15 protein-coding genes and 1 other RNA gene are annotated in these 15418 nt (G+C 32.8%); 10 read left to right on the top strand and 6 right to left on the bottom strand.

The features are described 5' to 3' along the window. Positions 1-95 precede the first annotated feature (95 nt). From pheT to ACVC43_RS02965, 3 genes are all read left to right on the top strand, one after another. Entirely contained in the window at positions 96-2522 is a 2427-nt protein-coding gene (gene pheT / locus ACVC43_RS02975; RefSeq protein ID WP_452223078.1) for a phenylalanine--tRNA ligase subunit beta, read from the top strand. A 2-nt stretch (positions 2523-2524) separates the two neighbouring features. After that, positions 2525-2725: a hypothetical protein gene (locus ACVC43_RS02970; RefSeq protein WP_452223077.1), complete on the top strand. Its 201-nt coding sequence runs from the start codon at positions 2525-2527 to the stop codon at positions 2723-2725. Positions 2726-2797: 72 nt separating this feature from the next. Further along, positions 2798-3511 carry a hypothetical protein gene (locus tag ACVC43_RS02965; protein WP_452223076.1) on the top strand — a complete coding sequence of 238 codons (714 nt, stop codon included), beginning with the start codon at positions 2798-2800 and terminating at the stop codon, positions 3509-3511. 19 nt (positions 3512-3530) lie between these two features. Here ACVC43_RS02965 and ACVC43_RS02960 read toward each other — a convergent pair whose 3' ends face one another. Together ACVC43_RS02960 and ACVC43_RS02955 are read right to left on the bottom strand one after the other, a co-directional pair. Further along, positions 3531-4340, bottom strand: a complete 810-nt coding sequence (locus ACVC43_RS02960; protein WP_452223075.1) for a zinc-ribbon domain-containing protein — start codon at positions 4338-4340, stop codon at positions 3531-3533. A gap of 90 nt (positions 4341-4430) precedes the next feature. Further along, complete coding sequence (locus ACVC43_RS02955; protein ID WP_452223074.1) at positions 4431-5003, bottom strand: fasciclin domain-containing protein; 573 nt, start codon at positions 5001-5003, stop codon at positions 4431-4433. Between the two features lie 147 nt (positions 5004-5150). Here ACVC43_RS02955 and ACVC43_RS02950 point away from each other — a divergent pair, with 147 nt between their 5' ends. Beyond that, positions 5151-5390, top strand: coding sequence for a putative signal transducing protein (locus ACVC43_RS02950; RefSeq protein ID WP_452223073.1), 240 nt, complete (start codon positions 5151-5153; stop codon positions 5388-5390). A 100-nt stretch (positions 5391-5490) separates the two neighbouring features. Here ACVC43_RS02950 and ACVC43_RS02945 read toward each other — a convergent pair whose 3' ends face one another. Continuing rightward, entirely contained in the window at positions 5491-7116 is a 1626-nt protein-coding gene (locus ACVC43_RS02945) for an ABC-F family ATP-binding cassette domain-containing protein (RefSeq protein ID WP_452223072.1), read from the bottom strand. A gap of 263 nt (positions 7117-7379) precedes the next feature. Between ACVC43_RS02945 and ACVC43_RS02940 the strand changes: the two genes are divergently transcribed. Continuing rightward, positions 7380-8807, top strand: coding sequence for a TlpA family protein disulfide reductase (locus ACVC43_RS02940; RefSeq protein WP_452223071.1), 1428 nt, complete (start codon positions 7380-7382; stop codon positions 8805-8807). Between the two features lie 82 nt (positions 8808-8889). On the opposite strand, the gene fsa is transcribed toward ACVC43_RS02940, so the two are convergent. The 3 genes from fsa to ffs form a co-directional block, all read right to left on the bottom strand. Beyond that, the gene (gene fsa, locus ACVC43_RS02935; protein ID WP_452223070.1) at positions 8890-9543 is read right to left on the bottom strand and encodes a fructose-6-phosphate aldolase; all 654 of its coding nucleotides are present in this window, start codon (positions 9541-9543) and stop codon (positions 8890-8892) included. Between the two features lie 115 nt (positions 9544-9658). After that, the gene (locus ACVC43_RS02930) at positions 9659-10459 is read right to left on the bottom strand and encodes an SDR family oxidoreductase (protein ID WP_452223069.1); all 801 of its coding nucleotides are present in this window, start codon (positions 10457-10459) and stop codon (positions 9659-9661) included. A gap of 152 nt (positions 10460-10611) precedes the next feature. Then, positions 10612-10710, bottom strand: an RNA gene (gene ffs, locus ACVC43_RS02925) — signal recognition particle sRNA small type. Between the two features lie 88 nt (positions 10711-10798). Between ffs and ACVC43_RS02920 the strand changes: the two genes are divergently transcribed. The 5 genes from ACVC43_RS02920 to ACVC43_RS02900 all read left to right on the top strand — a co-directional run bounded on the left by ACVC43_RS02920 (position 10799) and on the right by ACVC43_RS02900 (position 15387). Continuing rightward, entirely contained in the window at positions 10799-11827 is a 1029-nt protein-coding gene (locus ACVC43_RS02920; protein WP_452223068.1) for a glutaminyl-peptide cyclotransferase, read from the top strand. Position 11828: 1 nt separating this feature from the next. Continuing rightward, entirely contained in the window at positions 11829-12218 is a 390-nt protein-coding gene (locus ACVC43_RS02915; RefSeq protein ID WP_452223067.1) for an acyl-CoA thioesterase, read from the top strand. 90 nt (positions 12219-12308) lie between these two features. After that, positions 12309-13061, top strand: coding sequence for a hypothetical protein (locus ACVC43_RS02910; protein WP_452223066.1), 753 nt, complete (start codon positions 12309-12311; stop codon positions 13059-13061). A 90-nt stretch (positions 13062-13151) separates the two neighbouring features. Next, entirely contained in the window at positions 13152-14708 is a 1557-nt protein-coding gene (locus tag ACVC43_RS02905) for a hypothetical protein (protein WP_452223065.1), read from the top strand. Between the two features lie 58 nt (positions 14709-14766). Next, complete coding sequence (locus ACVC43_RS02900; protein ID WP_452223064.1) at positions 14767-15387, top strand: hypothetical protein; 621 nt, start codon at positions 14767-14769, stop codon at positions 15385-15387. Positions 15388-15418 lie beyond the last annotated feature (31 nt).

Raw genomic sequence — 15418 nt, 5'->3', positions numbered from 1 at the left:
ATATTATAAAGAAAGTTTTAAGGAAATAAAAAAGCCATTCTTCTGTTTCAAGAACACGCAACTATTCTTATATTTGCCCTCTTAAAGCATAACAAATGAAGATTTCTTACAACTGGTTAAAACAGTTTGTTAACATAGATTGGACGCCAGAACAAACCGGCGAATTATTAACAGATTTAGGTTTGGAAGTAGAAGGTATTGACACTTACCAAAGTGTAAAAGGCGGACTGGAAGGTGTTGTTGTAGGCGAAGTTTTAACCTGCGAACAACATAGTAATGCAGATAAATTAAAAGTAACCACTGTAAATATTGGCTCTGGCGAACCGTTACAAATTGTTTGTGGTGCGCCAAATGTTGCTGCAGGACAAAAAGTACCTGTTGCCACTATTGGCACTACGTTGTATACTCAAGAAGGTGAAGCATGGACCATTAAAAAAGGTAAAATTCGTGGTGAAGAAAGCCATGGTATGATTTGCGCAGAAGATGAATTAGGCTTAGGGAAGTCTCATGACGGGATTATGGTTTTACCAGAAGACACTAAAGTTGGCACTGCCTGTGCTAATTTGTTTAATATTGAAAACGATCAGGTTTTCGAAATCGGGCTAACTCCAAACCGTGCAGATGCCATGAGCCATTTTGGTACGGCTCGCGATTTAAAAGCCGGCTTACTGCAAAAAGACGTGAGTTTAGAATTAATTACACCATCGGTTAGCGCTTTTAATGTAGATAGTAGAAGTTTAAAAATAGATGTAGAGGTTTTAAATAAAGAATTAGCGCCACGTTATTGTGGTGTTACTATCTCTGGTGTTAAAGTTGGTGAGTCGCCTTCGTGGATGCAACACCGCTTAAAAGCTATTGGGCTTTCTCCTATAAACAATATCGTAGATGCCACCAATTATGTATTACACGAGTTAGGGCAACCTTTACACGCTTTTGATGCTAATAAAATTTCTGGTAATAAAATTGAAGTTAAAACCGTAGCCAAAGGCACAAAATTCATCACTTTAGATGGCATAGAAAGAGTATTACACGAAGAGGATTTAATGATTTGTGATGTTGAAAAGCCACTGTGTATTGCTGGTGTTTTTGGCGGTATTGATTCTGGTGTTACAGAAAACACCTCTAAAATATTCCTAGAAAGTGCTTACTTTAATCCTGTAAGTGTGAGAAAAACAGCAAAGCGTCACGCTTTAAATACAGATGCTTCATTTAGGTTTGAACGTGGTATAGATCCAAACATTACAGAATATGCTTTAAAACGTGCTGCATTATTAATTAAAGAAGTTGCTGGCGGAGAAATTACAAGTGACATTTCTGATGCTTACCCAAATAAAATTGAAGATTTCCAGGTGCATATTACTTTCGACAAGGTGACAAAGCTTATTGGACAAGAGATACCAAAGGAAACTATAAAAAGTATTTTATCCTCTTTAGAAATAAAAGTAAATAATGTTACCGAAACCGGATTGGGTTTAACCATTCCTGCGTACAGAAACGATGTGCAACGTGAAGCAGATGTAATAGAAGAAATTCTTCGTGTATATGGTTATAATAATGTAAAAACAACCACTAAGCTTAACGCATCGATTTCTAACTCTTCGAAATTTGAAGATCATAAATTACAAAATATTGTAGGTAATATGCTGGCATCTCAGGGATTCTATGAGATTATGGCAAATTCGCTTACCACACCAGATTATATTGCATTAAGCGAACAATTAAATGATGCACATAATGTAACCATGCTCAATCCGTTAAGTAACGATTTATCTGTTATGAGACAGTCGTTATTATTTTCTGGATTAGAAGCTATTTCCTATAACATTAACCGAAGACGTGGTAATCTTAAGTTTTTTGAATTTGGAAAAACATATCACGACTACAATGGTTCGCGAGAAGAATTTAAACATTTAACACTTTTTGTTACAGGTAACAAAACAGATGAAAGTTGGTATGCACCGCAACAAAAAGGAGATTTCTTTTATTTGAAAGGTACTATTGAAGCTACTTTAGAACGTTTAGGCATCTCGCGTTACAGAGCAACACCTGTTAAAAACGATGTATTTACTGAAGGCATACAATACAGTTTAGGTAAAACGATTTTAGTAGATTTTGGTGTTATTAAAAAGAAAATTAACAAGCATTTTGATATTGCTCAAGAAGTATTATTTGCAGATTTTAATTGGGATAATATAATTGAAGTGGCAAAACGCAACAAAATTAAGTTTACAGATATCCCAAAGTATCCTGAAGTTAGACGTGATTTTGCGTTGTTATTAGATGCTAATGTTACTTTTGAAGACATCCACACCATCGCAAAACAAACCGAAAAACAACTACTTAAAAATGTAAATTTATTTGATGTCTATCAAGGTAAAAACTTACCTAAAGGCAAAAAAAGTTACGCCGTAAGTTTTATGTTTCAGGATGAGCATAAAACGCTAACGGATAAAGTGGTGGATAAAGTAATGAACAAACTTCAAAATAATTTTGAAAGTAAACTTGGTGCTGAATTAAGATAATTATGGAAACACAAAACAACAACCCACAACAAAAAAGTTTCTGGAACTTGTTTTCAGGTATTGCTTTTGCTGGCATTGGAGCCTATGGAGTATATAAGCATTTCTATATTGTTGACGATAACAACAGTAGCTTTAGACTTATAATTGCAGTTATTTTATTTGGTTATGGCGCCTATAAACTTTACAATTATTTTAGGGCTTAATAATTAGAGCACTACTCTTACATGCTTGTATTTTAATCTATTAAGTCTTACTTTTATAAAAACTGAAAGGCTATGTTGTTAAAATCTACAAACATAAGAGAGTGTTTAGAGCAAAGAAAGCGACGAGATTACACCTCCTCCTCTCTTTTAGAACAAGTAAAAGAGATATTACAAGCTCAGGACCTGCACAACGACAGCATTATTAAAACATTACACTTTGGAGACAGCGCTATTACCAATGCGTTTAATTTCGATTTGTTACGTTCTGAACATATCTTTCATATTAACACCATTAAAGCAACGTGCATAGCATATCGCTTACGTTTTTTAGATACAAAATATTTTAAAAACGAGTTCCCTCAAGAAGCCATCACAAAAATTAAAGACTTAGAAAAGGAGCATAACACTACTTTAAAAGGCTTTAAAATTATGGCGCCTTCAAAGCTTTTCAAACTTAAAAAACCAGACGACCCTTTATTATTTGCACCCATTGGTAATGGCTATTTTTATCTTGTTCATAAATGGGGAAACGACTTACATCCATTAAGAAAATGGCTCATGTTACCATTTAGAAATTTTGAAACGTTATTAGTAACTGCTCTATGTATTAGCCTTTTAATTACCTATTTATGTAATGGGTTTTCATCCACTATTGCTTTAGAAAGTTCTAAATTTTTTATTTTATTTCTGTTTATGTTTAAGTCGGTAATTGGTGTAATAATTTTCTATGCCATATCGCAGAAAAAAAATTTTAATACCGTAATCTGGGACAGCATGTATAATTAACAGCGATGGGAAAATTATTTTATTGTATTTCTTCCTTCTGGATTGTTAAGGTGTTGTCATAAAAACGCAATAACTTAGCCTCGCTTGCATATTTCCCTTCTAAGTCTGCTTCATAAGGTGTTTTTACCATAAGCATATTCCATTTACCATCAACAGCAATATAGCGTTCTGTAATATTAGTGTATTTTAATTCATCCAGACAGTCTTCTACTGCAAACACTAATTCTTTTCGAGAAGATTTCTCAACAGATTTCATATCCAGGACTTTTAAAATTAGCATTAGTTTTTCTCCGTTTAATTGCGAGGCATATTTTATGTTTTCAGTATTTAAGCCTTCAACCGATGAATTAATACATTGTTGTACTGAAAATGCAATAGAATCGGTTTCGAAAGTGATGTTTGAAGTCACGCGATCCCTATCTTCCTTTAACTTGTTAAACCTTACATCTTCTGGCATATTATCTATGTCTTTATCATAAAAAATGGCTCCAATGGCAGCTGCACCAACTGTAGTTACAAAAAATGCAACAATAATAAGGCATCCGCAACCATGCCAGAATGGACGTTTAGAGGGATTTATTTCATTTTCTCTTTGCAGACTTCTTTGTATTTGGTCGGTAAATTCGTTTTGAGCGTAGGTTTTTTTACAATGCGTACACTCGGCAAGTGTTGTTTTACCAATAGGAAATAAAGGAATCCAAAAAAAATGCACGTAGCGACCATATGTTGTTGCTATAAATGAATTTTGTGTTTGGCAATAAGGGCAGGTTACATTGTTTAAGCGCTTTTGCCCTATTTTACTGGCTCGTGTTCCAAAGAAAAAAATCATAGTCAAGATATTATTACACGCTAAAATAACCAAAAATAAAAAAGCAACCTTTAAGTGGTTGCTTTTGTCTATTTATATAAAATAAGTAAGCTATTGAGGCAAAATTACTGTATCTACAATATGGACAGAACCATTTGTTTGCAGCTTTTCTGAAGTTTCTATCAGCGCATTTTTATGCTTACCATTCTTAACTGTTAATATACCTTGCTTGGCAAAAACAGTAAGTTTTGCACCGTTTTTAGTTGTTAACTCTATCTTTCCATTGTGCTCTGTTATAGATTCAGAAATGGAGGCTATATTTACGTTTGTTGTGATTATATGATTATTTAAAACGCTTTTAAGCAATTCACTATTTTCTGGTAAATTCCACGCTTCTAAAACGCTTTTTGGTAATTTTTCAAAGGCAGCATTGGTTGGAGCAAAAAGTGTAAAACTGATTTCTGTAGAAAACAACTCGTCTAAACCTGTGGATTTTAAATAATTTAAGAGCGTAGCATGCTCTTTAGAAGCAGATAAAAATGAAATAATATCTGTGCGTTTATTATGCTCTGTCTTTTCAATCTGGGTATTTTTATCGTTTAATATCTGTTGAGCAATACTATTAGCTGAAACACCAAAAAATAAAATGACCAGTAATAATGTGTAGTAATTTTTCCCATTCATAACCGTAACTATTTATATATTAGACCTATAAGTTAAACGAAAATAAATTAATTTTGTATGTTTTTAACACCAATTTTTAGCTCTATAAAACGTGATTAGGTTTCGCATTAATTTTGTATATTTAAGAGTAACAATTAAATTAAAATTATGACAGATTCTGAATACATAAAAATTTATACTGGTAACACGATAGTCGTGCAAATTATTAAGCAACGTTTAGAAGACATTGGCATTAACCCCGTAATTAAAGACGAAACCGAGTCTGGACGACTCGCTGGCTTTGGTGCCACGCTGCCTGGACAACCCGAAATTTATGTTCATGAAAGCGAAACCGATAAAGCGGTACGCATTGTGGAAACCGTTCGTGGTGAAATGGAAGCTGATTAAATTAATAAATAGCAATACTATAAAACTTAAAAAACCTTATAAAATTGTTGATTTTATAAGGTTTTTTCTCTTTGATGTATACTCAACGCTGTAAGTGATATTAAGCAGTTACTGCATACATTTTATCTCTTAATTCTTTTATTTTAGGGTCTTGCATATACTCATCGAACGTTGTGTATTTATCAATAACGCCATTTGGTGTGAGCTCTACCACTCTATTTGCAACAGTTTGCGCAAATTCATGATCGTGCGTAGTAAATAATACGGTGCCTTTAAAGTTTTTAAGTGCGTTATTAAAAGCTGTAATACTTTCTAAATCTAAGTGATTTGTTGGCTCGTCTAACTGTAAAACATTTGCTCTTGTCATCATCATACGAGATAACATGCAACGAACTTTTTCTCCTCCAGATAATACAGACGATTTTTTAAACGCTTCCTCACCACTAAAAATCATTTTGCCTAAAAAGCCACGAATATTAACTTCTTCACGCTCTTCTTCGGTTTGTGCCCATTGGCGTAACCAATCGATAAGAGTTAAATCGTTATTGAAAAAATCACTATTATCTAATGGTAAATAAGATTGTGTTGTAGTTACTCCCCAATCAAATTTCCCTGCATCTGCTTTTTCGTTACCATTAAGAATTTGGTAAAATGCTGTTGTAGCTCGAGAATCGCGTGAAAATAACACCACTTTATCACCTTTATTTAAATTTAAGTCAATATCCTTAAATAACACTTCTCCATCAATAGAAGCTGCAAGTCCATTTACATTTAAAATTTGATCTCCTGCTTCTCTGTCACGCTCAAATATAATGGCTGGGTAACGACGACTCGTGCGTCTAATATCACCAATATTTAATTTATCGATCATCTTTTTTCTACTGGTAGCTTGTTTACTTTTTGCTACGTTTGCAGAGAAACGACGAATAAACTCTTCTAATTCCTTTTTCTTTTCTTCAGCTTTTTTATTTTGCTGTGCATGTTGTCTTGCTGCTAACTGTGAAGACTCGTACCAAAAGGTATAATTACCAGAAAAATGATTTATTTTCCCAAAATCTATATCACTAATATGTGTACAAACCGCATCTAAAAAGTGCCTGTCGTGAGAAACTACAATAACGCAATTATCATAATTGGCTAAAAAATTCTCTAACCAGCCAATGGTTTCGTAATCTAAATCGTTGGTAGGCTCATCCATAATTAAAACGTCTGGATTCCCAAAAAGTGCCTGTGCTAATAACACGCGTACTTTCTGCTTTCCGTCCAAGTCTCCCATTACAGTATAATGCAGGTCTGCATCGATACCTAAGTTAGATAACATTGCTGCAGCATCACTATCGGCATTCCATCCATTCATTTCTTCAAATTGTACTTGAAGCTCCCCTATTTTTTCGGCATTTTCATCGGTATAATCTGCGTATAAAGCATCGATTTCAGATTTCAATTTATATAAAGGCTTATTACCCTTTAAAACCGTCTCTAAAACCGTATCTGCATCGTGCTTATTATGGTCTTGCGTTAAAACCGACATACGTTTTCCTGGCTCTAAATGTACATGACCGGAATTTGCTTCCTGCTGTCCGGAGATTATCTTTAAAAACGTCGATTTTCCTGCACCATTGGCACCTATAATTCCGTAGCAATTACCATTATTGAAAGTTGTGTTAACCTCATCGAATAGTACGCGTTTACCAAATTGCACCGAAAGATTTGAAACTGATAACATGTATTATATTTATTTTAAACTCAGATTATTTTATTTGATACTTACAAACACCAAATGTTTAGTTTTTATAAAACGATTGTAAGTTTTTGCAAAAGTATATAATATCTTCGGTACCAAAAAACAAAAGCAGAGTTATAAATACACTTATAACCCATTAAAGCTAAAAGATTTAACTTATTTTAATCTCAATTTAACAGCGCATTAACACCAATACAAGCTTTCAAAACATACTTTTGTTTAACTAACTATTGCTATTATATTTTATGAAATTTAACGTCCTACATCTTTTAGCTGTCTTTGCGCTTGTGCTGTCGTCTTGTAAAGACGATGCTCAAGACATCAATGATACTAAAGCATATATTGGAGGTGAGATTATAAATCCAAGTAGCAAATATCTTGTTTTAAAAAAATCTGGAAAGGTAATAGACACTATCTTTTTAGATAAACAAAACAGGTTTTCTTATTCTATAAGTGATTTTGAACCAGGCTTGTACAGTTTTTACGATGGTAGAGAGTTTCAAAATATTTTAATTGAACATCAAGATAGTCTTAAATTACGTTTAAATACCATTGATTTTGATGAATCCCTCGTCTATACAGGAAAAGGTGGTAAAGAGAACAATTTCCTAATGGAAATGTACCTTCTTAACCAACAGGAAGACGACAAAATTTTAGGTTTAGGGCAAAAGGATGCCAGAGAATTTGATAGCATTTACCGCTTACATAGAGACCGAAAATTAAAGAAACTAGAGCAGTTTAAACTTAAAAATGAAACTTCCGAGTTATTTGATGAAATAGCTGAAGGCAGTATTAATTACGAATATTATTCTCATAAAGAATTATATCCACTTGCTAATTATAAAATTTCTGAGTTAGATGCCTTTAATAATTTACCTGAAGATTTTTACGATTACAGAGATGATGTAGACTATAACAATACAAACCTGAAAGATTACAGTCCGTATCTTTCGTTTTTAAGATATCACTTTAATAATCTTGCTTTACAAAATCATTTTGAGCATTCTAAAGACAGCGCATACAACAAATTAGATGTACATTATAACATTGACAAGCTTAATATTATAGATGAAAAAGTGAGTAACGAAGAGATTAAAAACGGATTGCTCAGGCACGTTATTGCCCAGTTTATAAGTGTTTCTAAAAACACAGAAGATTACGACGAAATTCTTCAAGCTTTTAAAGAAAAAAGCACTAACGCTAAAGATATTGAAAAAGCCACGCGTTTTGTAAACTCTTACAAAAGATTAAAACCTGGCAATAAAATACCACCTGTTATATTACTTAACAAAGACAATAAAGAGGTTAATATACAAAAGCTTATTAAAATGCCAACTGTCATTTATTTTTGGAGTAAACGCAATAAAAACCATTTTATATCCTCTCATAAAAGGGCTAAAGAGTTAAATGTTAAATATCCTGAATTTAATTTTATTGCGGTTAATTCTGATTCTATTTCGTATCAAGAACAGGTGACCATTTTAAAACGTCATGATCTTAGAATTCATAATGAATACCGATTTAAATTTCCAGAACAATCCATAGATTCGTTATCTGTTAGACCTATTGTAAAAGTATTTATTCTCAATAAGAAAGGACAGATTGAAAATGCTAAAGCAAATATGTTTAACATTGCTTTCGAGCAGGAGTTACTGGGTATAATAAATCAATAAACTTATTATAATATAGCATTAAAAAAGTCCTGTAAATAAAATTACAGGACTTTTTAATTTCTGTTCGAAACGGCATTAAAGCTTAATTCCCTTTCTTATAATCTTCTAAAAACTTAGCTAAACCTATATCTGTTAGTGGATGTTTTAATAAACCTTCGATTGAACTTAAAGGCCCAGTCATGACATCGGCTCCTAATTTAGCACAATCAATTACGTGCATAGTATGACGTACAGATGCTGCTAATATTTGCGTTTCGAAAGCATAATTATCGTAAATATGTCTTATTTCTGCTATGAGATTTAAACCATCGGTAGAAATATCATCTAAACGACCAATAAATGGTGATACATAAGTAGCTCCAGCTTTAGCTGCAAGCAATGCTTGACCAGGTGAAAAAACTAAAGTAACATTGGTTTTAATTCCTCTATCGCTAAAGTATTTACAAGCCTTAATGCCATCCTTAATCATAGGTAGTTTAATAACAATTTGCTCGTGTAAATCGGCCAAAGCTTCACCTTCTCTAACCATACCTTCAAAATCTGTAGAAATAACCTCGGCACTAACATCACCAGAAACAAGGTTACAAATAGCTACATAGTGCTTTAAAATATTGTCGGTACCAGTTATACCTTCTTTAGCCATTAAAGATGGGTTTGTTGTTACTCCATCTAAAATTCCTAAATCTTCAGCTTCTTTAATTTGCTCCAGATTGGCTGTGTCTATAAAAAATTTCATATTAAATATTTAGTTGTGTTTTAAGTTACGAAGTTACAACTTCTCTTTATTTTCAATAAAAAATGATATGAAATGATATTAACAAATTCTATCATCTTTAAATCTGTACAAGTATTTAAAGTTTATAATGGTTAATCAACATTTTCTCATAAACTTTATCAGGAAGTAAAAACTTTAAAACAATAGAGAATTTTTGCATAAAAGCACCAACCTTATAGTGTATTCTTGGTTTTTTGGCTTTAATAACTTTTAGCACCATCTTAGCTACGGCAATAGGATCGCTACTACTATCTACATGCTCATCGATATCATTTAAAACACTTCCGTATTTTTTATAAGGAGAATTATCGTTTAAAGGCGCATGATAGCGTCCTGCAGCAATATTTGTTGCAAAATCACCAGGAGCAATATTTGCCATATTAATATTAAAATCTTTCAATTCTATTCTAAAAGCTTCTGTTACTAACTCTAATGCGCCTTTGCTTGCGCTGTAAATACCACGATATGGCAAACCCATATAACCAGCAATGGATGTTATATTGATTATTAATCCGCTATTTTGCTTTCGCATGTGCGGTAAAACGGCTTTAATAACGTTTATTGGCCCAAATAAATTGGTGTTAAAATTATTTTCAATCTCTGCTTCAGGAATTTCTTCTATAGGTCCAGTAATGCCCACACCAGCGTTGTTAATGAGTACATCTAATTTGCCTTCAGCACTAATAACTTCAGCAACGGCATTGCTAATAGACGGTACATTTTTTACATCTAAGCCAACTATATTAAAAGGATGATTGGTGTATTTTTCCGGACTACGACTTGTACCATATACAATATAATTGTGTTGCGTTAAATACTCACCAATAGATTTCCCAATTCCCGAAGAACCTCCTGTTATTAAAACGACTTTAGACATATAAATAAGTTAAAAGTTAAAAGTAGAAAAGTTATAAGTTTAAAACTAATAATGAAATAAATTAATTGAAGTAATAGCCAAAAATTGTAAAAAATTAAAACAGCTAATGTAATGTAGAAGCTCGCCTAAAAAACCTAAATTTAGGGTACAAAAAAAGGCAAGCTACCTACATCACACCGCTACGACCATTTACCTTTGCTTCGTTCCCGACCTGGAGGATTCAACAGGAGCTGGTTGTGTAGGACTTGCCGCTGCAAAGATACAATCTTTTTAAATTTATCACAATGATTTTTTAAACTGAATTTTAATAAATATCTTGCTTAAAATTATAAGATGACAATGAACATAATTAAACACCTTATTATCATATTTTTAGCTGCCACGCTTTCAAATTGCAATGGTGATAAAGCTGAAAAAAACTTTAATATTTCTACAAATGCAACAAATAATACCATTGCATTAAATGAAGAATTAAAACTTAACATTCAAAACCCAAAAAACCTTGAAATAGAATCGGTTAGTTATACATTAGATGGTAAAGAGATTGCTGAAACAGCAACGCTAAACAATTTTAAATTAGGAAGTCATGATATTATTGCCACAGTAAATTACGATGGTGAAACAGAAACGGTTATGCAAAACATTTCTATTGTAAACGATGTTACTCCTAAAGTTTACACTTACGAGATTATTAACACCTATCCTCACGATATTACTTCTTACACGCAAGGATTAGAGTTTTATAACGGTGTGTTGCATGAAAGCACTGGGCAAAAAGGTGAAAGCAAATTGCGTAAAGTGAATTATAAAACAGGCGAGATATTAAAAAACATTAAATTAAGCGATAATTATTTTGGTGAAGGCCTTACTGTTTTAAACAAAAAACTGTATCAGTTAACCTGGTTAAGCGGGAAAGGTTTTGTTTACAATGCAGATACTTTCGAGCGTACAAGTACCTTTAAATTTGGTAAAAGCCAGGAAGGTTGGGGCATTTGTAATGATGGCAATATGCTTTATAAAAGTGATGGAACAGAAAAAATATGGTTATTAAATCCTGAAACATTGGTTGAAGATGGTCATATTCAAGTCTACACCAATAAGGGTAAAATAGGAAAGCTTAATGAACTAGAATGGATTAACGGAAAAATATACGCCAATATCTACCAAAGAAATGGTGTGGCTATAATAAATCCTAAAAATGGTGCAACCGAAGCCGTTATAGATTTTTCTCCGCTAAAAGAATTGGTAACCAAGCACAAAGGTTTAGATGTTTTAAATGGTATTGCCTACAACCCGGAAACACAAACCATTTTTGTAACAGGAAAACGATGGGATAAACTGTTTGAGGTTAAAATAATAGAAAAATAATTTGAAAGTTTATACCCAAAATATAATTGTTTCGGTCAATGATCTCGACGAGTTAAACCACGTAAACAATGTACGCTATATTGAATGGGTTAATACCATTGCTAAATCGCATTGGGAACAAAAAGCTTCAAAAAATATTATAGAGCAATATTTTTGGGTGTTACTATCGCATACCATAGACTACAAAAAGCCTGCATTTTTAAACGATGAGTTGCTACTAAAAACCTATGTTACCAATGCCGAAGGTGTCACCTCAACCAGAATAGTAGAAGTTTTAAATGCAAAAACAAATACACTCTTAGCAAAATCTGAAACTAAATGGTGTTTTATGGAAAATAAAACCTTTAAGCCAGCTCGAATTGTAGAAACCGTAAAAAATATATTCTGTTAACATCTCTTAATTTCGCTGTTAAAGTTTCATAATTTACTATCCCAAACTGGTGATAATTCTATTTTTGAAACAACCAATAGCGTTAATTATTTGAAACAATTCTACCTCTTTCTTATTTTTCTCGGTTCTATTTCATTAACAGCTCAAACTATTAACGGTGTTGTTTATAATGAAACTTCCACTATTGAATCTATTAAAATTGAAAATCTCTCTAATAAAAACAGTGTCTTCACCAACCAAAATGGAGCGTTTACCATTAAAGCAAAAGTTAACGATACGCTTAAAGCAAGCGCTTTATTTTATATTGAGCAGTATATTATTGTAAAGCCTGTTTACGAAACCGAAACTTTTGTAATCCAGTTAAAGGAAGCAAAAAACAGACTTAAAGAAGTAATAATCGATGGTACTCAAAAAGATAAAGTAGCAGATATTGTTAAGTTGGAAACGGCATTAAAAAACCAAATACTTGAGGATATAAAAAATAACCCTCATTTATATGGAAAGATGCCGAGCGGTAATTTAGACCTTGTCAAAATTATTGGTTTAATTGGAAAGCTCTTTAAGAATAAAAATAAAGCAGCACCTTTCAAGCCTATTAATTATCAAGATTTAGACACTTTGTTTAATAATAATCACACACTTTTTAACGATACTTTATTAACCAATACCCTAAAGATTGATGCCGACAAAAAGTTTTTGTTTTTTGAATTTTATGAAGCAAAAAGCATAGATAGCCAATTGTTAGCAAAAGACAAAGAACTTGAACTCTTAGAGACCTTTATTAAAGTTAGCGAGGAATTTAACACCATTATAAGAAACTTCAACAGTAAAAAAACTGATTAAAAAAATTATAATTAAAAACGTTAAATACTAAAACATCAATTCAAAAGTTATATTTTAGTCGCCTAAAGCCACGATTTAATTACTTTTTTTATGAAACGTCTTTTTTACTTTATTGCCTGTTTTGGTTTTTTATTACTTTGGAGCTCTTGCCGCAAGGACTTTGAATTCGAACCAAGTACCGGAAGCTTAGAGTTCTCTAAAGACACTGTGTATTTAGATACCGTTTTTACCAACATAGGTTCAAGTACTTATAACTTAAAAGTATATAACAGAAGTGATAACGACATCTCTATTCCGTCTATAGGTTTAGAGCGTGGGGAAACCTCTGCTTACAGACTAAACGTAGATGGTAATGCTGGCAAAACCTTTAATAACGTAGAAATCCAGGCAAAAGACAGCCTTTTTATATTTGTAGAAACCACTATAGATATTGAAGAACAAACCATTTTAGCTAATGAATTTTTATATACCGATAAAATTAATTTCGATAGTGGAAGTAATTTACAAACCGTAGAACTGGTCACCTTGGTAAAAGATGCTGTGTTTATCTTTCCGGATCGTGATGATGCCACAGGCGTGATTGAAACACTTACCTTTACCAGCAATGGACAAACCATTGAAACCGATATTCAGGGTCGAGAATTAATGGCAGACGAATTAACCTTTACAAACGAGAAACCATACGTTATTTATGGCTATGCAGCTGTACCAAATGGAGAAACTTTAGCCGTAGAAGCTGGTGCTCGTGTCCATTTTCATGCTAATTCTGGACTATTGGTCTTAGAAAATGCCTCACTACAGGTTAATGGAAGTTTAAGTACAGACGAAACGCTTATGGAAAATGAGGTTATTTTCGAAAGCGACAGATTAGAACCTGCTTTTGCTAATGTGCCAGGACAATGGGGAACCATCTGGCTTTTCGAGAATAGCACAAATAACACCATTAATTACGCCACCATTAAAAACGGAACCATTGGTATTTTAAGTGATGGTAATGCAGATGCTCCTCAAGACAAGTTAACGATTACAAATTCGCAATTATATAATTTTAGTAACTATGGTGTTTTAGCCAGAAACACCTCCATTACCGCAGAAAATTTTGTGGTTAACAATGTTGGGCAATCATCGGTAGCACTTACGCTTGGCGGAAAATATAATTTCACCCACAGTACAATCGCCAATTACTGGGATAATAGTTTTAGGCAATTCCCTGCGCTTTTGGTTAATAATTTTGTACAGGATGCAGATGGCACAACGTTTTTAGCCAATTTAACCGAATGTAATTTTAACAATTCTATTATCTACGGAAACGATAATCCCGAATTTATAATCGATGAAATAATAGATCCTGGCGTTGTTTTCAATTTTAAATTTACCAATTGCTTAGTCCAGTTTGCAGAGGCTTCCAGTAGTCCAAGTGGTGCCAATTACGATTTTAGCGATACTACGCATTACGAGAATTTAATTCGTAATCAAAATCCAGATTTTAGAGCTCCTTTTGAAAATAATATGTTAATTGGTGACGATTCTAATGCAAATGGACAAGGAAATGCAACATTTGCTACGCAAGTACCATTAGATCTTTTAGGTGTAAACAGGACTGCTTCTCCAGATTTGGGTGCCTATCAACACATTACGTTCGAATAGAAAGACAAATAGGTATAATTCTTGATGTGTTTTAGTAAACTCATAAAAACCAATACCTATGAAATCTAAAACGTTTACAGTTAGTATTGTCCTCATTTTATTTTTAGCTACACCTATGTTTGCTCAAAGCAAGTATGAAAACACTTCTACTGCTACTGCTCTTGCCACCCTCAATCTTATTCTGTTATTAAATTCGAATAATGATAATGGTCCTAATGAAGCTTACCAAGGAGAAATGACCCTCAAAAATGGAGAGCTTATTGAAGGCGTGTTTAGTTTAAACAATCGTATTTTTGATGATGAATATGTCGTAATTAATTACACTGAAGATGATAGCCAGAGCTATTCTACTGATGTTATCGACAATATTGTGTTTTACCATGCAGACGATACTTTAACCGAAACTATTTACAAGTCTGAAAACAATACAAATTATTTACTTAGAGAAGTTTATAATAGTGATGACGATGTAGTTGTTTATGATTCTTCTGTAAACCCATTTAGAGAAACACTTTTTGGTAATGTTTACGTTAAAGAAGAAAATGAATTAATTGACACTTGGCATTTTTGGTCTTCTGGACCAAAGCACGATTTAATAAGATATGTTAGAAATAAAGATGGTGTTAGATATAAACGAAAGACGTTTAAATCTCTAAAAGATGTATACGCAAAATTATAAATAAAAAAGCCTCGATAAATCGAGGCTTTTC

This window comes from Lacinutrix chionoecetis, from assembly GCF_053604665.1.
This window is presented reverse-complemented; position numbering and strand designations above follow the sequence as displayed.

Excerpts from the sequence above, each read along its gene's own strand:
- pheT (WP_452223078.1), top strand. The coding sequence starts at position 96 with ATGAAGATTTCTTACAACTGGTTAAAACAGTTTGTTAACATAGATTGG.
- ACVC43_RS02905 (WP_452223065.1), top strand. The coding sequence starts at position 13,152 with ATGAAACGTCTTTTTTACTTTATTGCCTGTTTTGGTTTTTTATTACTT.
- fsa (WP_452223070.1), bottom strand. The coding sequence starts at position 9,543 with ATGAAATTTTTTATAGACACAGCCAATCTGGAGCAAATTAAAGAAGCT.
- ACVC43_RS02970 (WP_452223077.1), top strand. The coding sequence starts at position 2,525 with ATGGAAACACAAAACAACAACCCACAACAAAAAAGTTTCTGGAACTTG.
- ACVC43_RS02960 (WP_452223075.1), bottom strand. The coding sequence starts at position 4,340 with ATGATTTTTTTCTTTGGAACACGAGCCAGTAAAATAGGGCAAAAGCGC.
- ACVC43_RS02900 (WP_452223064.1), top strand. The coding sequence starts at position 14,767 with ATGAAATCTAAAACGTTTACAGTTAGTATTGTCCTCATTTTATTTTTA.
- ACVC43_RS02965 (WP_452223076.1), top strand. The coding sequence starts at position 2,798 with ATGTTGTTAAAATCTACAAACATAAGAGAGTGTTTAGAGCAAAGAAAG.
- ACVC43_RS02955 (WP_452223074.1), bottom strand. The coding sequence starts at position 5,003 with ATGAATGGGAAAAATTACTACACATTATTACTGGTCATTTTATTTTTT.
- ACVC43_RS02945 (WP_452223072.1), bottom strand. The coding sequence starts at position 7,116 with ATGTTATCAGTTTCAAATCTTTCGGTGCAATTTGGTAAACGCGTACTA.
- ACVC43_RS02930 (WP_452223069.1), bottom strand. The coding sequence starts at position 10,459 with ATGTCTAAAGTCGTTTTAATAACAGGAGGTTCTTCGGGAATTGGGAAA.
- ACVC43_RS02920 (WP_452223068.1), top strand. The coding sequence starts at position 10,799 with ATGAACATAATTAAACACCTTATTATCATATTTTTAGCTGCCACGCTT.
- ACVC43_RS02940 (WP_452223071.1), top strand. The coding sequence starts at position 7,380 with ATGAAATTTAACGTCCTACATCTTTTAGCTGTCTTTGCGCTTGTGCTG.
- ACVC43_RS02950 (WP_452223073.1), top strand. The coding sequence starts at position 5,151 with ATGACAGATTCTGAATACATAAAAATTTATACTGGTAACACGATAGTC.